General features: G+C 58.9%; 22 protein-coding genes and 1 pseudogene. 12 read left to right on the forward strand and 11 right to left on the reverse strand.

What is annotated here, in order from left to right:
• The first annotated feature begins 55 nt into the window (after nt 1-55).
• A complete protein-coding gene (locus BM403_RS20905; protein WP_093544670.1) occupies nt 56-1,597 on the forward strand; it encodes an EAL domain-containing protein in 1,542 nt (513 codons plus the stop codon).
• 198 nt (nt 1,598-1,795) lie between these two features.
• Nucleotides 1,796-2,161, forward strand: coding sequence for a histone-like nucleoid-structuring protein, MvaT/MvaU family (locus tag BM403_RS20910; RefSeq protein ID WP_012724173.1), 366 nt, complete (start codon nt 1,796-1,798; stop codon nt 2,159-2,161).
• Nucleotides 2,162-2,284: 123 nt separating this feature from the next.
• Here the strand turns inward: BM403_RS20910 and BM403_RS20915 are convergent, their stop codons facing one another.
• A complete protein-coding gene (locus BM403_RS20915; protein WP_012724172.1) occupies nt 2,285-2,821 on the reverse strand; it encodes a DUF4946 domain-containing protein in 537 nt (178 codons plus the stop codon).
• Nucleotides 2,822-3,016: 195 nt separating this feature from the next.
• On the opposite strand from BM403_RS20915, the gene gloA reads away from it, so the two are divergent.
• Nucleotides 3,017-3,538, forward strand: coding sequence for a lactoylglutathione lyase (gene gloA / locus BM403_RS20920; protein ID WP_012724171.1), 522 nt, complete (start codon nt 3,017-3,019; stop codon nt 3,536-3,538).
• Between the two features lie 50 nt (nt 3,539-3,588).
• Here the strand turns inward: gloA and ahpF are convergent, their stop codons facing one another.
• The 3 genes from ahpF to BM403_RS20935 all read right to left on the reverse strand — a co-directional run bounded on the left by ahpF (nt 3,589) and on the right by BM403_RS20935 (nt 6,922).
• Nucleotides 3,589-5,154 carry an alkyl hydroperoxide reductase subunit F gene (gene ahpF, locus BM403_RS20925; protein WP_012724170.1) on the reverse strand — a complete coding sequence of 522 codons (1,566 nt, stop codon included), beginning with the start codon at nt 5,152-5,154 and terminating at the stop codon, nt 3,589-3,591.
• 127 nt (nt 5,155-5,281) lie between these two features.
• Entirely contained in the window at nt 5,282-5,845 is a 564-nt protein-coding gene (gene ahpC / locus BM403_RS20930) for an alkyl hydroperoxide reductase subunit C (protein ID WP_010210361.1), read from the reverse strand.
• A 144-nt stretch (nt 5,846-5,989) separates the two neighbouring features.
• Complete coding sequence (locus BM403_RS20935; protein WP_012724169.1) at nt 5,990-6,922, reverse strand: site-specific integrase; 933 nt, start codon at nt 6,920-6,922, stop codon at nt 5,990-5,992.
• A gap of 170 nt (nt 6,923-7,092) precedes the next feature.
• On the opposite strand from BM403_RS20935, the gene BM403_RS20940 reads away from it, so the two are divergent.
• On the forward strand, nt 7,093-8,100 hold the full coding sequence (locus tag BM403_RS20940) for a DNA-binding protein (protein WP_093544550.1): 1,008 nt from the start codon (nt 7,093-7,095) through the stop codon (nt 8,098-8,100).
• Here the strand turns inward: BM403_RS20940 and gorA are convergent, their stop codons facing one another.
• Together gorA and galU are read right to left on the reverse strand one after the other, a co-directional pair.
• Entirely contained in the window at nt 8,101-9,459 is a 1,359-nt protein-coding gene (gorA, locus tag BM403_RS20945) for a glutathione-disulfide reductase (RefSeq protein ID WP_012724167.1), read from the reverse strand.
• Between the two features lie 105 nt (nt 9,460-9,564).
• Nucleotides 9,565-10,404 (reverse strand): UTP--glucose-1-phosphate uridylyltransferase GalU, encoded by an 840-nt coding sequence (gene galU, locus BM403_RS20950; protein ID WP_003173830.1) that lies wholly within the window; start codon nt 10,402-10,404, stop codon nt 9,565-9,567.
• A gap of 310 nt (nt 10,405-10,714) precedes the next feature.
• Here galU and BM403_RS20955 point away from each other — a divergent pair, with 310 nt between their 5' ends.
• Nucleotides 10,715-10,900, forward strand: a complete 186-nt coding sequence (locus tag BM403_RS20955) for a hypothetical protein (protein WP_012724166.1) — start codon at nt 10,715-10,717, stop codon at nt 10,898-10,900.
• A 142-nt stretch (nt 10,901-11,042) separates the two neighbouring features.
• Complete coding sequence (locus BM403_RS20960) at nt 11,043-11,324, forward strand: YgdI/YgdR family lipoprotein (protein ID WP_012724165.1); 282 nt, start codon at nt 11,043-11,045, stop codon at nt 11,322-11,324.
• 9 nt (nt 11,325-11,333) lie between these two features.
• Here the strand turns inward: BM403_RS20960 and BM403_RS20965 are convergent, their stop codons facing one another.
• The 4 genes and pseudogenes from BM403_RS20965 to BM403_RS20975 form a co-directional block, all read right to left on the reverse strand.
• The gene (locus BM403_RS20965) at nt 11,334-11,564 is read right to left on the reverse strand and encodes a hypothetical protein (protein ID WP_093544553.1); all 231 of its coding nucleotides are present in this window, start codon (nt 11,562-11,564) and stop codon (nt 11,334-11,336) included.
• A 77-nt stretch (nt 11,565-11,641) separates the two neighbouring features.
• The gene (locus BM403_RS20970) at nt 11,642-12,565 is read right to left on the reverse strand and encodes a c-type cytochrome (RefSeq protein WP_175538091.1); all 924 of its coding nucleotides are present in this window, start codon (nt 12,563-12,565) and stop codon (nt 11,642-11,644) included.
• A pseudogene (locus tag BM403_RS32255) lies at nt 12,562-12,660 on the reverse strand (cytochrome c4); the annotation flags it as partial. The pseudogene BM403_RS32255 and the gene BM403_RS20970, both read right to left, overlap by 4 nt.
• A 161-nt stretch (nt 12,661-12,821) precedes the next feature.
• The gene (locus BM403_RS20975) at nt 12,822-13,175 is read right to left on the reverse strand and encodes a hypothetical protein (RefSeq protein ID WP_012724161.1); all 354 of its coding nucleotides are present in this window, start codon (nt 13,173-13,175) and stop codon (nt 12,822-12,824) included.
• Between the two features lie 213 nt (nt 13,176-13,388).
• Between BM403_RS20975 and BM403_RS20980 the strand changes: the two genes are divergently transcribed.
• The 4 genes from BM403_RS20980 to ada all read left to right on the forward strand — a co-directional run bounded on the left by BM403_RS20980 (nt 13,389) and on the right by ada (nt 15,674).
• A complete protein-coding gene (locus BM403_RS20980; RefSeq protein WP_003191319.1) occupies nt 13,389-13,691 on the forward strand; it encodes a DUF1883 domain-containing protein in 303 nt (100 codons plus the stop codon).
• A 23-nt stretch (nt 13,692-13,714) separates the two neighbouring features.
• A complete protein-coding gene (locus BM403_RS31925; protein WP_012724160.1) occupies nt 13,715-13,882 on the forward strand; it encodes a hypothetical protein in 168 nt (55 codons plus the stop codon).
• Nucleotides 13,883-13,886: 4 nt separating this feature from the next.
• The gene (gene alkB / locus BM403_RS20990; protein WP_012724159.1) at nt 13,887-14,552 is read left to right on the forward strand and encodes a DNA oxidative demethylase AlkB; all 666 of its coding nucleotides are present in this window, start codon (nt 13,887-13,889) and stop codon (nt 14,550-14,552) included.
• Between the two features lie 75 nt (nt 14,553-14,627).
• Complete coding sequence (gene ada / locus BM403_RS20995) at nt 14,628-15,674, forward strand: bifunctional DNA-binding transcriptional regulator/O6-methylguanine-DNA methyltransferase Ada (RefSeq protein ID WP_046034193.1); 1,047 nt, start codon at nt 14,628-14,630, stop codon at nt 15,672-15,674.
• On the opposite strand, the gene BM403_RS21000 is transcribed toward ada, so the two are convergent.
• Nucleotides 15,671-16,249 (reverse strand): CGNR zinc finger domain-containing protein, encoded by a 579-nt coding sequence (locus BM403_RS21000; RefSeq protein WP_046034194.1) that lies wholly within the window; start codon nt 16,247-16,249, stop codon nt 15,671-15,673. The two genes, ada and BM403_RS21000, sit on opposite strands and share 4 nt — an antisense overlap.
• A 173-nt stretch (nt 16,250-16,422) precedes the next feature.
• Here BM403_RS21000 and BM403_RS21005 point away from each other — a divergent pair, with 173 nt between their 5' ends.
• Nucleotides 16,423-17,301: an alpha/beta fold hydrolase gene (locus BM403_RS21005; protein WP_093544556.1), complete on the forward strand. Its 879-nt coding sequence runs from the start codon at nt 16,423-16,425 to the stop codon at nt 17,299-17,301.
• 109 nt (nt 17,302-17,410) lie between these two features.
• Nucleotides 17,411-18,469 (forward strand): NAD(P)H-dependent flavin oxidoreductase, encoded by a 1,059-nt coding sequence (locus BM403_RS21010; RefSeq protein ID WP_093544559.1) that lies wholly within the window; start codon nt 17,411-17,413, stop codon nt 18,467-18,469.
• Nucleotides 18,470-18,542 lie beyond the last annotated feature (73 nt).

Raw genomic sequence — 18,542 nt, forward strand, 5'->3', positions numbered from 1 at the left:
TGGCCTGGACCTCTATCATCAATTGAATCTGATCCTGCAACAGGCCGTTCACTTCATGCCCCTCACCGTCAACGGCCCGCGAAAACGCGCCACTCGCAACGTGATCACCGCGCTCAGTGCGCTGCTGCCGATTGCACTCGGGGTGGTCATTCTGCATTGGCAAGCCGAACGCACCCTGCAACAAAGCACCGCCCAGACGGCGCAGGAAGCCGTGCGCCAATTCGACCTGATGCTCGACAACACCGCCCTCGCCGCCCAGGCCTTGCTGCCATTGGCGGGACGACCCTGTGATGACGCTGCGCAGTTGGCGCTGCGCGAACAGGTCACGCGCCGGCCGTTCGTGCGGGCGACCACTTTGTCCTGGCAAAAAAATATCTACTGCAGTTCGCTGTTCGGCGGCACCTATGCGTCGCCGGTCAACCCGGACGACTATGTGGATGGCCGCTTATGGCTGATGAATGGCAACCCGGTGACGCCGGACACGGCACTGCTGGTCTACCGGCTGGTCGACGGCGACAAGGCCGCCTTTGCTTCGATTGATGGTTACCACCTGACCAACGCGCTGCGCCTGATCAGCCGTTACGCCGACCTGGTGCTGCAGGTTGGCCCGAATTGGCTGGGGGCGGATGGAAAGGTGCACGACACGCAGGTGCCCGTATTCGCCGTGGCCCATCATCGCCTGGCGTCCGAGCGGTTTCACTACAGTGTCGACGCGGGCATGCCGGCCGGCGAAGTTTGGCGGTATATGCAGGCCCGATACCCGGCACTGTTCAGCCTGGTGGTGTTCTTTGGCGTGCTGGCGGGCGTGTTGGCCCATTGGCTGCAAAAGCGCTCTTCGGCGCCGACCCATGAACTGCAACGGGCGTTGGGTGCCCATGAATTCATTCCGTATTTCCAACCAGTCGTACGCGGTGATACCCGTGAGTGGGCCGGTTGCGAAGTATTGATGCGCTGGCAACACCCTAAAGAAGGCCTGGTACGCCCCGACCTGTTTATCCCGCTGGCCGAACATTCGGGCCTGATCGTCCCCATGACTCGCGCCCTATTGCGTCAGACCGCTGCACAACTGGCGCCCCACGCGGCGCGGTTCCGCCCTGGATTCCATATCGGCGTGAACATCACCGCGCGCCACTGCCAGGACTTGGCACTGGTGGATGACTGTCGTGAGTTCCTCGCCGCCTTTCCTGTAGGCGAGGTGACACTGGTGCTGGAGTTGACCGAACGCGAGCTGATCGAACCCACCGACATCACCCGTCGCCTGTTCGATGCGTTGCATCAACTGGGCGTGATGATTGCCATTGATGACTTCGGCACCGGGCATTCCAGCCTCGGTTACTTGCGTAATTTCAATGTGGACTATTTGAAGATCGACCAGAGTTTTGTCGCCATGATCGGCGCAGATGCACTATCAGGGCATATTCTTGACAGCATCATAGAACTGTCCGGGAAGCTCGACTTGGGTATCGTCGCCGAAGGTGTGGAAACCGCTGAACAGTGTGAATACCTGGCGGCCCAAGGCGTGGATTTCCTGCAGGGCTACCTGTTCGGGAAGCCATTACCCTGCAATGAATTTATTAAATCCCTGGTCGGCCATTGAATAGCCCTGCACTACCGGTGTTGAAATAATCTTATTTAGACAAAAGACATGATTTACTCGTAGCGGATTAACTACTACAATTTTTCCTGCCTGTGCAGAATTCGCGGGACGACTTCTTTCTTGGGTCGCCTTAAAGCGCTTGGCTTATAGCTTTGTCTGCAGTTGATATCAGCCAAATACACTATTGGAGTACAGATTTTGTCCAGACTCGCCGAATTTCGCGCAGCAGAAAAAGCCCTTCAAGAACAGCTTGCCCAGCTGGAATCCCTGAAGAACGACGCCGGCCTGAAGAAAGAAATCGAATTCGAAGAAAAGCTTCAAGCCCTGATGAAGACCTATGGCAAAGGCCTGCGCGACATCATTTCCATTCTTGATCCAAACCCGGGCAAGTCCAGTGCTGCTGCCGTTGCCGCACCAAAACAGCGCCGCGCTCGCGTGGTCAAGGTTTACCAGAACCCGCACACCGGTGAACTGATCGAAACCAAAGGTGGCAACCATCGCGGCCTCAAGGCCTGGAAAGAACAGTACGGCGCCGCCACTGTAGACTCCTGGCTTCGCGGCTGATTGCACTGCACTAACAAAGAGCCCCGCCTAGGCGGGGCTTTTTCATTTCTTTTTCATTTCAATGGTTCGAAACCGAACTTAAATAACGTTTCATCATGTTCAGAACCCACGGGTATTACATACTTAAAGTTTCAGGCTATCGCGCACCGAACTGACTTCGTCCTTGCTGGCGTCGTACGCTTGCGCCTGACCGGCGTATGAAAAAACATAGGCGTTATCGGTATCGACCGCACCCACCAATGTTTGTGAAAGCACGTGACGGCCGTTTTCGGTAATCACACAAGTAGTTTCCAGTGCTTCAAGGCGACTCAAGGTTGTAGGGTGCATCTTGCTGCACACACTTTGATACCCCCCCTGGGCAAAATCTTTCTGGATGGACTTGCGCATCTCCAGCAATACACCTGGGAGATTAACCTTATGGCCCGGCTCAATGGGCGTGCCGGTCAGTTCGATGACCATCAAGGTCGCGCCATTTTCATCATTCTTGATCGCGCGCTGCCGAGACACGGGCCGTGGTGTGGCTGGCGCTTCTCCATCCGCCACGACTTCTTCGACTTGCCAGCCGCTGGGCCAATGAATTTCAGGGTCGGCGGCCATGACGAAGGGGCTGGCCAACAGCAAACACACAGCACTCAACAGCGGTTTACGACGTTCGATCATGACAAAAAACACCCAAGGTTCAAGCGCCAAAGTTTGAGCCCCAGGCCCATGGGTCGCAAGGCCTGCGTGGGCTTTTTCATTTGGCGCCGGGGGCGCGCCTTGCGTATCATGGCCCGGCTGCACGGATGCCAGCCGCAAGCCAAGGAACCGCTCACGTCTTAGAGCCGCGTTTGCCCCATTTTTTCTGGAGGGCCCATGAGCCTGCACGAACTGAACACTTTCCCGGGCGTCACTGCCCAACCTGACACCGCCACCGCCAACTTCGTGTTCAACCACACCATGCTGCGGGTCAAGGACATCACTAAGTCGCTGGACTTCTACACGCGCGTCCTGGGCTTTTCCCTGGTTGAAAAGCGTGACTTCCCGGAAGCCGAATTCAGCCTGTATTTCCTGGCCCTGGTGGACAAATCCCAGATCCCGGCCGACGCCGCCGAGCGCACCCAGTGGATGAAGTCGATCCCGGGCATCCTGGAACTGACCCACAACCACGGCACCGAAAACGACGCCGACTTCGCCTACCACAACGGCAATACCGACCCACGTGGCTTTGGCCATATCTGCATCTCGGTGCCGGATATTGTCGCGGCCTGTGAACGTTTCGAAGCCCTGGGCTGCGATTTCCAGAAGCGCCTGAGCGATGGCCGCATGAAGAGCCTGGCGTTCATCAAGGACCCGGATGCCTACTGGGTCGAGATTATCCAGCCCGCACCGCTGTAACGAAAAAACCCCATGATCGCTCATGGGGTTTTTCATTTCCGGGCTCGGTATTACGCCGGAGCAGAGGTGCGGATCAAATGGTCGAACGCACTCAAGGAAGCCTTGGCGCCCTCGCCCACCGCAATCACGATCTGCTTGTACGGCACCGTTGTTACGTCACCGGCAGCGAACACACCGGGCAGTGACGTTTCGCCACGCGCATCGACAATGATCTCGCCACGAGGGGTCAGTTCCACGGTGCCTTTGAGCCAGTCGGTGTTGGGCAGCAAACCGATCTGCACAAAGATCCCTTCCAGGTCGATGGTCTTGAACTCGCCGCTGTCGCGATCCTTGTAGGCCAGGCCGGTAACTTTCTGGCCATCACCTTTGACTTCACTGGTCAGCGCGCTGGTGATCACGTCAACGTTCGGCAGGCTGTAGAGCTTGCGCTGCAACACGGCGTCGGCGCGCAATTTACTGTCGAACTCAAGCAAGGTGACGTGGCTGACGATACCGGCCAGGTCGATGGCCGCTTCAACGCCGGAGTTACCGCCGCCGATCACCGCCACACGCTTGCCCTTGAACAACGGACCGTCGCAGTGCGGGCAGAAGCACACGCCCTTGGCTTTGTATTCCTGCTCACCCGGCACCCCCATTTCGCGCCAGCGGGCACCGGTGGCGAGGATCACGGTTTTGGACTTGAGGGTCGCACCGCTTTCGAAACGAATTTCGTGCAGGTCACCGGCGTTTTTCGCCGGGATCAGGCTACTGGCGCGCTGCAGGTTCATGATGTCCACGTCGTACTGGCGTACGTGGGCTTCCAGGGCGCTGGCCAGTTTCGGGCCTTCGGTTTCCTGTACCGAGATGAAGTTCTCGATGGACATGGTGTCCAGCACTTGACCACCAAAGCGCTCGGCAGCGACGCCGGTACGAATACCTTTACGTGCGGCGTAGATCGCCGCCGCCGAACCGGCTGGGCCACCGCCGACGACGAGCACATCAAAGGCGTCTTTGGCGCTGATTTTTTCGGCGGCTTTTTCAATGCCGCTGGTGTCGAGCTTGGCGAGGATTTCTTCCAGGCCCATGCGGCCCTGGCCGAAGTTCACACCGTTCAGGTAAACGCTGGGCACTGCCATGATCTGGCGTTCGTCGACTTCTGCCTGGAACAGCGCGCCGTCGATGGCGACGTGGCGGATGTTCGGGTTGAGCACGGCCATCAGGTTCAGCGCCTGGACCACGTCCGGGCAGTTCTGGCAGGACAGCGAGAAGTACGTCTCGAAGCTGAACTCGCCTTTAAGGGCGCGGATCTGTTCAATCACTTCGACACTGGCCTTCGACGGGTGGCCACCGACTTGCAGCAGGGCCAACACCAGCGAAGTGAATTCATGGCCCATGGGGATGCCGGCAAAACGCAGGCTGATATCGGCACCCGGGCGGTTGATGGAGAACGAAGGCTTGCGCGCATCATCACCATCGGTTTTCAGGGTAATCAGAGTAGTGAGGCTGACAACATCCTGCAAAAGGGCAAGCATTTCCTGGGATTTCGCGCCGTCGTCGAGGGAGGCGACGATCTCGATCGGCTGGGTGACCCGTTCCAGGTATGACTTCAACTGAGCTTTAAGATTGGCGTCCAACATACGGGCGATTTCCTGTTCATTCGGTTTATTGCAGACAAAAAAACGCCCGAGCGAATCTCGCCCGGGCGTTTTGAGGGCGGATGCAGCTTACTTAAGTGCGGATTCCCGCCCTTGAGACTTCACAGACTTAGATCTTGCCGACCAGGTCCAGGGACGGAGCCAGGGTGGCTTCGCCTTCTTTCCACTTGGCTGGGCACACTTCGCCTGGGTGGGCAGCGACGTACTGGGCAGCCTTGATTTTGCGCAGCAGCTCGGAAGCGTCACGGCCAACACCGCCGTCGTTCAGCTCAACGATCTTGATCTGACCTTCTGGGTTGATCACGAAAGTACCGCGGTCTGCCAGGCCAGCTTCTTCGATCAGTACGTCGAAGTTGCGGGAGATGGTCAGGGTTGGGTCGCCGATCATGGTGTACTGGATTTTGCCGATGGCTGGCGAAGTGTTGTGCCAGGCAGCGTGGGCAAAGTGAGTGTCGGTGGACACGCTGTAGATTTCGACGCCCAGCTTCTGGAATTCGGCGTAGTTGTCAGCCAGGTCTTCCAGCTCGGTTGGGCAAACGAAGGTGAAGTCGGCTGGGTAGAAGAACACAACGGACCACTTGCCTTTCAGGTCGGCGTCGGACACATCTACGAAGTTGCCGTTTTTGTAGGCGGTCGCTTTGAACGGTTTTACTTGGCTGTTGATGATAGGCATCGTTGACTCTCCGTCAGGTTTGTAAAAGGGGTGAAGAAGTTGATGAAGTGAATCCTACCCACTCTCTCGGCGGATGGCTCATTGGCAAACCTGATGCTGACGATTGGTTTTCCCTATCAGGTGACTGTATTAATAGAAGAAATCTCAAAGCAGCGGCTGGGTCGCCAAGGTCATGCCAATAAAGGGCGTGGATTCAACATAGCGCATGGCGGATTTCATGTCGCTCCAGCCGACGTAACTCATCAACGACTTCAAATCCCAGCCACTGCGATGCGCCCAAGTCGCAAAGCCACGGCGCAACGAGTGGCTGGTGTATTGCTCGGCAGGGATGCCGGCGCGCTCCAGCGCCTGGCGCAGCAGCGGGATCACACTGTTGGGGTGCAAGCCCTCCTCCCCCAGGTTGCCCCAGCGATCGATGCCGCGAAACACCGGGCCGCGTACCAGGGCCGAGGCGCTGAGCCATTCGCTGTAGGCCTGCACCGGACACAACCGCAACAATGCCGGGGTGTGGTAGGTCTTGCCGAGGTTGTCGCGGTCGCTTTTGCTGCGCGGCAGATACAGGCTGATCCCGGCGCCGGGCGTCGCCTGCACATGTTCGATGTCGAGGCGGCACAGCTCATCGCTACGGAAGCCGCGCCAGAAACCCAGCAGGATCAGCGCCGTGTCGCGCTTGGCGCGCAGCAATCGGGGCTGATCCTGCGCCTGCGTTGCCGCTGTCGCCTCAACCTCAAGAGACGCCACCACCTGCTCCAGATGCTTGAGCTGCAAAGGCTCGGCTTGCTTCTCCTGCGCCGGGTGCACGGCGCGGATGCCCTTTAAGACCTTGCGCACCACCGGCGCTTTAGTCGGGTCGGGAAAGCCCTGGCTTGTATGCCACTGCGCCAGGGCCGAGAGCCGCAACTTTAAGGTATTCACTGCCAATACCCCCGCATGAGCGACTAGATAGCGCGCCACGCTATCGCTGGTCGCCGGCAGGAACCCGCCCCAACTCACTTCGAAGTGCTCGATGGCCGCGCGATAACTGCGGCGGGTGTTATCGCGGGTGGCGGCGTTGAGGTAACGATCCAGATCGCTCATGGGAGGCCTTTATGTACTGCTGGCAGGTGTATTTGCCGGTTAAATGCGCATGACACGGGATAATACGCCAATATCCCATCTGTTAATTTATGAATTTCAACGGCTTTTTATCCGTGATATAGTACGTATATACATACCATGTACCACACTACGAAATCGACGGAGACCCCATGGCTCGCGGCGGCATTAATAAAGCAGTAGTTCAAACGGCACGCCTGGCGATCCTCGCCCGCGGCGAGAACCCCAGCATCGACGCTGTACGCATCGAGATGGGCAACACGGGCTCGAAAACCACGATTCATCGCTATTTGAAGGAGTTGGATGAGAGCGAAACCCGAGTCACCATCACCGAAGCACCGATCGACGACGAGCTTGGCGAGCTGGTGGCGCGACTGGCTCAACGCCTGAAAGAGAAAGCCCAGGAGCCAATCGACTTGGCCTTGGCACAGTTCGAGCAACAAAAGACCGCCCTGCTCGCCCAAGTAGAGGCGCTGGAAGCCGCCCAAAGCCAACTCCAGCAACAACTCGATATCCAGGCCGCAGCCCTGGCAGAAGAAAGCGCCGCCCTGCAAACCGCCACTACCAGCCTGCAGACCGAACAAACCCGTAACGCCGGGCTTAACCAGGCGTGCAGTGATTACGAGTTACGGATCAACGACAAGGACGAACAGATTCGTTCGCTGGAAGAAAAGCACCTGCATGCGCGCGACGCCCTGGAGCATTACCGCAATGCGATCAAGGAACAGCGCGAACAGGAACAGCGCCGCCACGAAGGCCAATTGCAGCAGGTACAGGCCGAGCTGCGCCAGGCACAGCAGAGCGCCATGGTGCGTCAGGATGAAATCACCCAACTGCATCGCGACAATGAGCGACTGCTGATCGAGCATCGGGTGACGGCGAAGGAATTGACGGCGCTGCAGGAGCAATCCCGCAAGGATCAGGCCCAACAGCTCAAGCTAAGTGAACAGGTCAGCCTGATTGATAACGAACGCACCCTGCTTCAGGAACGCCTGCGGGTGGCAGTGCTGGAGAGCCAGTCACGCCAGGAAGCGCTGACCGAACACCAGCACACCAACAAGACCTTGGAGCTTGAGCTGATCAAGGCCCAGGCAAGTATCGAGGCGTTGCGCCTGGCAGCCACCGTTGCGGCGGCGCCAGAGGCAACCCCCAACGCCTGATCAGCCCGCCACAGGCGTGCGCAGGGTGACGAACTCTTCCGCCGCCGTAGGGTGCACGCCGATGGTTTCATCGAAATGCCGCTTGGTCGCGCCTGCCTTGAGCGCGATCGCCAGGCCTTGCACGATCTCACCCGCGTCCGGGCCGACCATGTGGCAACCCAGCACTTTGTCGGTGTCGGCGTCGACGACCAGCTTCATCAGGGTCTTTTCCTGGCACTCGGTCAGGGTCAGCTTCATTGGCCGGAAACGGCTTTCAAAGATCTGTACCTTATGGCCCTGCTCTTTCGCTTCTTCTTCGGTCAGGCCTACGGTGCCGATGTTCGGCAGGCTGAACACCGCCGTCGGAATCATCGCGTAATCCACCGGGCGATACTGCTCAGGCTTGAACAGACGACGCGCCACAGCCATGCCTTCGGCCAGGGCAACCGGTGTCAGTTGCACACGACCGATCACGTCGCCAATGGCCAGGATCGATGCCTCGGCGGTCTGGTATTGGTCATCCACCTCAACGAAGCCGCGCTTGTCGAGTTTGACGCCAGTGTTCTCCAGCCCCAGATTGTCCAGCATCGGGCGACGCCCGGTGGCGTAGAACACACAGTCGGCTTCCAGCACGCGGCCGTCTTTCAACGTCGCCTTGAGGCTGCCGTCGGCCTGCTTGTCGATGCGTTCGATATCGGCATTGAACTGCAGGTCCAGGCCGCGCTTGGTCAACTCTTCCTTCAGGTGCGTGCGCACCGCACCGTCGAAGCCGCGCAGGAACAGGTCGCCGCGATACAGCAGGGTTGTCTGGGCACCCAGGCCATGGAAGATCCCCGCGAACTCGACGGCAATGTAACCCCCACCGACGACCAGCACGCGCTTGGGCAACGCCTTGAGGAAGAACGCTTCATTGGAGCCAATGGCGTGTTCACGTCCCGGAATCTCCGGAATCTGCGGCCAGCCGCCGGTAGCGATCAGAATGTGCTTGGCGGTGAAACGTTCGCCGTTGATCTCGACTTGGTGCGGATCAACCAGGCGCGCATGCCCTTCATGCAGGGTTACGCCGCTGTTCACCAGCAGGTTGCGGTAGATCCCATTGAGACGGTTGATCTCACGATCCTTGTTGGCGATCAGGGTCGCCCAATCAAAGTTCGCTTCGCCCAGAGACCAGCCAAACCCGCTGGCCTGTTCGAAATCTTCGGCAAAATGTGCGCCGTACACCAGCAGCTTTTTCGGCACACAGCCGACGTTCACGCAGGTGCCACCCAGGTAGCGGCTTTCCGCCACTGCCACTTTGGCGCCAAAGCCTGCGGCAAAGCGCGCCGCGCGAACACCGCCGGAACCGGCGCCAATTACATACAGGTCAAAATCGTAGGCCATTTCACTCTCCTCGGCAGGACATCAGCATACCGACTTAGATGGGGCTGAAAAACGAAAAAGCCACCCGAAGGTGGCTTTTTCAGAGCAGGCGACGTTTACCGTGAATCAGTAAGCCTTGCCAGTCTTGTAGAAGTGCTCGTAGCAGAAGTTGGTCGCTTCGATGTAGCCTTCAGCGCCGCCGCAGTCGAAACGCTGGCCCTTGAACTTGTAGGCAATCACGCAGCCGTCTTTGGCTTGCTTGAGCAGGGCGTCGGTGATCTGGATCTCGCCGCCTTTGCCTGGCTCGGTTTCTTCGATCAGTTTGAAGATATCCGGGGTCAGGATGTAACGACCGATGATCGCCAGGTTCGAAGGCGCGTCTTCCGGTGCTGGTTTTTCAACCATGTCACGTACGCGGATCAGGCCATCGCCAATGTCGTCACCGGCGATAACGCCGTACTTGTTGGTTTCGGTCGGGTTCACTTCCATCACTGCAACGATGGTGCAACGGTATTTCTGGTAGAGCTTGACCATCTGGGTCAGCACACCGTCGCCTTCCAGGTTCACACACAGGTCGTCCGCCAGTACCACGGCGAACGGCTCGTCGCCGATCAGTGGACGACCGGTGAGGATGGCGTGGCCAAGGCCTTTCATCTGAGTCTGACGGGTGTAGGAGAACGAGCACTCGTCGAGCAGTTTGCGGATACCGACCAGGTATTTTTCCTTGTCGGTGCCCTTGATCTGGTTTTCCAGCTCGTAGCTGATGTCAAAGTGGTCTTCCAGTGCGCGCTTACCACGACCGGTCACGATGGAGATTTCGTTCAGGCCGGCATCCAGTGCCTCTTCGACGCCGTACTGAATCAGTGGCTTGTTCACCACCGGCAGCATCTCTTTGGGCATGGCCTTGGTCGCTGGCAAGAAGCGAGTGCCGTAACCGGCTGCTGGGAACAAGCATTTCTTGATCATATGAGTCCTTACAAAGGGCTGTGCGTACGGAATTCGGCGCAGTCTAATCAGGCCGCAGTCACCTTACAATGGGTCCTGCTGGCGTTGCGATGTCATCATAGAGAAAAAATGTCGGCGTAAGTTCCGCTCACGTTGTTGAGGGAATTTTCACCGGCACGGCAAAAAATGCCTGCACCTCCTGTTTTCAGAGGGCTGCAACCTTTTTAGCATGCTTTCAGGCTCAGAACACTGACCGAGAATAACTTGCGCGGCCCCGCGACATTTGGCGCTATCATTACGCCCTTGAACCAGACCACGAGATACTTGATAGATGTCAGAACCAAAAGGCGTGAACGGCTACCTGATCACCAAGCGAGCGGACGGCTGGCACCTGATCAACTTCCACGGCGACAGCGTCGCTGGCGCATTCGCGAGCGAAAGCCAGGCTATTGCCGTAGCCGAAGTGTTTGTGGATGAAGCGGGCCACGCATCGAGCAAACGGCCCAAGGGCAAGTAAGCGTCAACGCCCTGCGCAAAAAGCCCCGATGAACGGGGCTTTTTTGTGTTTGTCTGTACGTAGATGGCAGTTCGCTATAATCTCGCCGGAACGCCCCACGACAGTGTCAGCGCCCCTCCAACACCCTCGATGATGAACCTATATGAACAAGATTCTGGCACTGACCGCGGTACTGACCCTGGCCGGGTGCACCACCACTTCCGACGTCTTCCTGAAAAACGGCGAACAAGGCCTGACCATCGACTGCTCGGGCGAAGCCAATTCCTGGGCCAGTTGCTACGAAAAGGCTGACGCTTCGTGTGCGGGCACCGGCTACCGTATCGTCGGCACCGAAGGCACACCCTCGCTCAAGGAAAGTGAAAAGACCCTCGGCCAGGACGTGGGCAACTTCAAAAGCCGCAGCGTGGTGGTGGTCTGCAAGTAAGCGTTACGCCTACAGCTGAATATCGGCAAACTTGATTCCCAGGCCACGGATAGTCTCCACCAGCTCATCCAGACGCGGGAAAGACTCGACTTCATCCTGATCGTCTACCAGGAAAAAACTGCGGCCGCCGCTTTTCTTGAAGAAAACGATCCACTCCCCCAGGTCGGCTGGGTTCTGGATGATGTGAGTGGCCGATATCTGGCCTTCGTCCTGGCGCGCCCTGACGTGTTCACGCTTCATGAAAGACTTCCCTAAAAAGACAAATGCCGCACAAACCGAGAGTTTGCGCGGCATTTTTGCATTGATTGACCGAGAGTTTAACGGATGCCCTGCCCAATCAGCACGCCTTCTACGGTTTGGCCGTAAAGATTGATCCCGTCATTGGCATGGAATTTAACCCTGGTTTTCTCCACGGAACCCTCCACCAGTCGCGGATCCTGCGGCCGTTCGCGGCTGTTGATGTAGGCGGCCACGTCCCAGGCTTGCTGATCACTCAGGCTGCCACCCTTGCCCAGCGGCATGTTGTGCTTGATGAAAGAAGCCGCCGTATTGATACGGTGCATCCCCGCCCCCCAATTGTAGGAATCCTTACCCCAGAGCGGTGGCATTACGTAGCTGTCACCCACCTTCTGGCCCTGCCCCTCGGCACCGTGGCAGACGGCGCATTGCTCTTTGTACACCTGCCCACCTTGGGACAGGTCATAACCCTTGGCCGGCTGGACCACGTCCGGGTAACCACGGCCCGGTAACTCCACGCCCAAAGGTGCCTTGCTCGCCAGCCAGTAGGCATACACGGAGAGTGCGGTAATTTCGGGGCTATCAGCAGCCGGCGGGGTGCCACCGTTCATGCTGAACTGGAAACAGCCCTGCAACCGCTCGGCAAAGGTATTGACCTTGTCATTCTTCTTTCGATAGGCCGGGTACATCGGGTAGGCCGCCCACAGCGGCGCCGAATGGGCCAACCGGCCCTGATCCAGATGGCAATTGCTGCAATTGAGTCCGTTACCGACAAATGTCGGCGCCAAGCGCTTGGTATCCACGAACAGCGCGTAGCCTTGCTTGACCAGCTTGCCGTAGGCGTTGTCAGGCAGATCGCGCTCTTGAGGCGGTTGGAATTGAGCGACCGCCGCGTGGCTGGCGGATGGCGGCAACTGCGACTGATCTTCCATGGCAATCGTGGCGGCATACGCTGACGACAGACCGTACGCCGCCAGCACCAAGCCATGCATAAACGGGCTCATGGCTTGGCCTCCTGTTTAAGCGACGCGAAATACTCGGCCACGCCCTGTACTTCCCCCGGCGTGAGGGATTTGGCGATGTGGCCCATCAAGTCATTTTATAGTTATAAGCTTAGGCGTTTATGGCATAAGCCTACAAATGGTAGGGGAATGAGCCCGTCGCGACAACACTCAAAACGTGTCATAAAAAAAGCCCGGCCCCACGCGTGCGGGGCCAGGCTCTTTTATCGGATTCGAGTCGCGGGTGAAGCGCGCTTTATCAGCCGGAAATGCACTCTTCGCCAGCCTTTTTCACGTCACCCGGACGGATCGGCACATTGGACATACTCTCGTAGAGCTTGATGCTGCTACCGCTGGAACGTTCATCAATTTCAAAAATCGCCGATGGGTCGGCTGAAAACTTTTGCGGCACGATCACCTGCACGCCACCGTCCTTATGCGGTTCGATCTGCGGCGGCCGGCGGGTCGCCGACAGTTTCTGTACCACACACGCGGCGTATTCCTGAGGTTTCTTCCCGGAAATGACCGCCAAGGTCGGCGGGGTCTGCTTGATATCTGCAACCGAAGCACACCCACCAATCGCCAGGGCCAGAACCAACACACTCCACTTCATATAAAACCTCCGATAAAGACCCTACGACAGCGGGGATGGTATTTTTCTCCCGCCCACGTAGGATTTATCCCTGATAACTCGGTAAATAACTGTTTTAAATTGTCGACGTCGTTGAAGACGGGCCGATAATAAACGCGCTGGGGCTGATAAACTCCATCTTAACCTACGTATCGTTCTGATTTTTCAGAAAAAGCCCTTCTGGAGACACCCCCAATGAAATTCATCCACCAGCGCGAGCACCTCAACGAGGGAGACATTGTTGTCATCGAATGCTCGCAGACTTGTAATATTCGTCTGATGAGCGATGCGAATTTTCGCAGCTTCAAGAACGGCGGCCGCCACACTTACCACGGTGGCGCATTTGACAAATTCCCAGCCAAAATCACCGCGCCGAGCACCGGGTTCTGGAACATCACCCTGGACGTCGTCACGCGCCGCGCCATCAGCGTGACCCGCAAACCCGCGCTGTCCCACAAGATCCGCATTGTGCGTCGTACCAGCTCCAAGCTGAGCTGATCCGCCATCCAAAGGAAATAGCCGTGACTGCCACCACCAAATACGTGATCAAGTACAAGCTCAACGGCGAACGCCGCTTTGAGTTCGCTCAACTGCAGACCAACAGCGTCGAAGAAGCCAAGCAAGCCCTGGCGAAGATTCACGATGCCAGTGATGAAATCACCGACATCAATGTGAGCAAGGCGCTGTAAGCCGATGCCCGGCCCCACCGCTGACCTGTTCGCCGATGACGCCTTGCAGCAACCCGCTGGGCGCGAACAAATTGGCGAACAGTCCTACGTGCTCAGGGGCTACGCCCTGCCCTGGATTGAGCGCCTTCTGCCGGAGTTACGGCAGGTGCTGGCTCAATCACCCTTCCGGCAAATGGTCACACCCGGTGGCTTCACTATGTCGGCCGCATTAAGCAGCTGCGGCGACCTGGGCTGGACCACCGACACTTCCGGTTACCGCTACTCACCACTCGACCCGCGCACCCAGCAGCCCTGGCCGCACATGCCGGACACCTTGCGGCAATTGGCTGTGCTGGCGGCGGCAGACGCCGGCTTTGTCGACTTTGCCCCCGACGCCTGCCTGATCAACCGTTATGTACCGGGTGCAAAGATGTCCCTGCACCAGGACAAGAACGAGCGCCGCTACAGCGAACCGGTGGTGTCGGTGTCGCTGGGGTTACCGGCGATTTTTCTGTTTGGCGGGCATGAGCGCAGTGCCAAGGCTCAGAAAGTCTCGCTGTTCCATGGCGACGTGGTGGTCTGGGGCGGTGTGGACCGCCTGCGTTTTCACGGCGTGATGCCGATCAAGGATGGCGTGCACCCGGTCATGGGGCCGCAACGCATCAACCTGACCTTTCGCACCGCCGGCTGATTTGACCGCAAGCTTCAGAGTGCCATGGGTTCACGGCATGACTAATCTGGCCAGGAACCGTCAAGAGTGCCGACCATGAGTATCGAACAAGATCCGCGCTGGGCAGCCATTCTCGCCCGCGACCCCAAGGCCGATGCGTTGTTCGTCTACGGCGTGAAGACCACCGGCGTGTACTGCCGCCCCAGCAGCGCTTCGCGCTTGCCGCGCCCGGAAAATATCGAATTCTTCGACACCCCGGCACAGGCCGAAGCCGCGGGTTATCGCGCCAGCAAGCGCGCGGCCGGGGACCAGACCCAGCTTGCGGCGCACCATGCGCAACTGGTGGCCGACGCCTGCCGCCATATCGAACAGGCCGACACCCCGCCCAGCCTGAACACGCTGGCCACGCACGCCAAACTGAGCCCCTTCCATTTTCATCGCGTGTTCAAAGCCATCACCGGCCTGACCCCCAAGGGCTACGCCAGTGCCCATCGTTCACGCAAAGTGCGCGATGGCCTCAAGGGCTCGCACTCGGTGACGGATGCGCTGTATGACGCAGGCTTCAATTCCAACAGCCGTTTTTATGAATCGGCCAATCAATTGCTCGGCATGACTCCCAGTGACTACAAGGCCGGCGGCACTAACAACGCGATTCTGTTTGCCGTCGGGCAGTGCTCGCTGGGTGCGATCCTGGTGGCACAAAGCACCCGTGGCGTGTGCGCGATTCTGCTGGGGGATGACCCGGACCAACTGGTGCGCGACCTGCAGGATCAGTTCCCCAAAGCCGAGCTGGTCGGCGCCGACCCGCGCTTCGAACAGTTGGTCGCACAGGTCGTGGGGTTTATCGAAGCGCCCGCGCTCGGCCTGGACCTGCCGCTGGACCTGCGCGGCACGGCGTTTCAGGAGCGGGTGTGGCAAGCCTTGCGTGAGATTCCTCCGGGGAGCACAGCCAGCTACGCGCAGATCGCTGAGCGCATCGGCGCGCCAAAGTCCTTCCGCGCCGTGGCCCAGGCCTGTGGTGCAAACAGCATCGCAGTGGCAATCCCCTGTCACCGCGTAGTACGCAGTAATGGCGAGCTCTCCGGCTACCGCTGGGGCGTGGAGCGCAAGCAGCAATTGCTGGCGCGTGAAAGCGAGGCCTAACCCAGCTTGCGCTTGCGAAACTCGGCGACTTTATGACGGTTGCCACACAACGCCATGCTGCACCAACGACGCTTATGCGCCTTGGTACGGTCGTAGAACCACAACACGCAGTCGGGATGCTCGCAGGTACGGATCAAGTTGAAATCTGCGTCCACCAGCAAGGCGGCAGCCGCTTCGGCAATCGGTGAAAGAAACTGCTCCGGCGTTTGCCGTTTGCGTTGACGCACCAGGTGCACTTCACCCGGCGCAGGCCAGCTGAGCTGCGGATGGCTGACCGCCTTGCGCAAAAAACCATTGAGCGCGGCGGGGTCGGCCTGCTCGCCCGCCTTGCGTGCCTCAAGCAACACTCGAATCACTTCCCGCAGCGTCCTGGCCGTCGCCAGTAAAGCCCCCGCGTCAAACGCCGGCACCTCGCCCTCTTCCACCCAGCCCAAGCGCACCAGCCAGCGCTCGACATCGGCGTCGGCCTGCCAGAACTCAAAGGGCTCACCGTCGACATTGGCGCGGGTATTGAGCATGTCCAGTACCGGGTCATCGGCAAGGACATAGGGTTCCGGAAGTACGTGGGTGGTCATGGCGGATCCTCTTGAGCATCTGCGGATCGTAACCTGTATTTCTTCTCAAGGGTAGTTACATAAAATGATTTTATAACCTGAATAAAACGTTTGACAGGTTACCTATTCAGGCGCAGCTTTTAAAAACGGTAACCCGTAAATCAATTTAATCTAGTTACTAAGGTGCAGACCTCATGACCACTCCAGCCCCCGTCATCCATTACCGTCACGTTGATGTCGACGGCGTACGCATGTTCTACCGTGAGGCCGGTGCTCCGTCGGCCCCGGTCATGTTGTTGCTGCATGGCTTCCCCAGTTCGTCGCATATGTTCCGCGACCTGATCCCTTTACTCGCCACGCGATTCCGGGTGATCGCCCCGGATTTGCCGGGTTTCGGCTTTACCGAGGTGCCGGCCGAACGCGATTACCTCTACAGTTTCGATAACCTGGCGATCACGGTGGGGCATTTTGTCGAGGCGTTGGCGTTGAGCCGCTACGCCCTATACGTCTTCGATTACGGTGCGCCGGTCGGTCTGCGCCTGGCGGTGGCGCACCCGGAACGGGTCAGCGCGTTGGTGTCGCAAAATGGCAACGCCTACCTGGAAGGCTTGGGCGATGCCTGGGCGCCGATTCGTACCTACTGGGCCGAGCCGAGCCAAGCCAACCGTGAAGTGATCCGCAACGCCGTGAACAGCCTCGAAGGCACGCGCTACCAGTACCTGCATGGTGTGAATCAGCCCGAACGGGTGGCGCCCGAAGCCTACATGCTCGACGTACTGCTCATGCAGCGCCCCGGCAACGACGAGATCCAGCTGGACCTGTTCCTCGACTACCGTAATAACCTGACGCTCTACCCGGCATTCCAAACCTTCTTCAACGCCACGCAAGTGCCGACACTGGTGATCTGGGGCCAGAACGATCCGTTCTTCATCCCGCCAGGTGCGCACGCCTATAAAACCGACAACCCCAACGCGGTGGTGGAACTGCTGGACACCGGCCACTTCGCCTTGGAAACCCATGCGGCGCATATCGCCGAGCGGATTCACGCGGTACTGGGCAACGCCATCAACTGATGGCGCACCACGAACGCACACGTTCGTCCAGTGAATAAAACAGACTGGCCGGGTGCCAATGGCCCTGTTACAACAGCGAAAAGCCTCACTGACGCTGGAGACGCATTCCATGAGCACCTGGCCAGACACCCGAATTCTCGACCTGCTGGGCATCGACGTGCCGATCATCCAGGCCCCCATGGCCGTCGGCACCACCACGGCCATGGTCATTGCCGCCAACGCTGCGGGTGCGCTGGGTTCATTACCGGCGGCCGCGCTGAGCATCGAGCAACTGCGCGACGCGCTGAGCACTATCCGCCAGGCCGGCGCACGGCCGATCAACGTCAATTTCTTCTGCCACCAACCGCCCGCGCCCGATGCAGTGCGCGATCAACGCTGGAAGGCGTTGCTGGAGCCCTACTACCGCGAATTGGGTGCCGACTATGACGCGCCAACCCCGGTCTCCAACCGCGAACCGTTCAACGAGGCGGCTTGCCAGGTGGTTGAAGAGTTTCGCCCGGAGGTGGTCAGTTTCCACTTTGGCCTGCCGGAAAAATCCCTGTTGGACCGAGTAAAAGCCACGGGTGCGAAAGTGCTGTCCTCGGCCACCACCGTAGAAGAAGCCCTCTGGCTGGAACAGCACGGCTGCGATGCAATCATCGCCATGGGCAGTGAAGCGGGTGGGCATCGTGGCTTGTTTCTCAGCGATGACCTCAACACTCAGATCGGCTTGTTCGCCCTGGTGCCGCAAGTGGTCGACGCCGTCAGCGTGCCGGTGATTGCCGCCGGCGGTATCGGTGATGCACGTGGGATTGTCGCGGCATTCGCCCTGGGCGCCTCGGCGGTGCAGATTGGTACGGCGTACCTGTTTACCCCCGAAGCCAATGTCACCGCGTCCCACCATCACGCACTGCGGCACGCCCAGGCCAGCGAAACCGCGCTGACCAACCTGTTCACCGGTCGCCCCGCACGCGGCATCGTCAACCGGGTCATGCGTGAGCTCGGTGCGATCAACCCGGCCGCGCCGGCCTTCCCGACCTCCGGCGGTGCGCTGATACCGCTCAAGGCCAAGGATGAGGCCGGCTTCAGTAACCTGTGGTCCGGCCAGGCCCTGCGCCTGGGCAAAGACATCACCACATATGAGCTGACCCGCGAACTGGCGGAGCAGGCGTTGGCCAAGTTCAACTAGAACCTTCAGCTGTGGCAACTTTGCACTGTACCGGCAATGGCCAACCGCTATATATTCCCATACATAGCGGTAA

The organism is Pseudomonas sp. OV546 (genome assembly GCF_900116845.1).
GTDB classification, from domain to species: domain Bacteria; phylum Pseudomonadota; class Gammaproteobacteria; order Pseudomonadales; family Pseudomonadaceae; genus Aquipseudomonas; species Aquipseudomonas petroselini.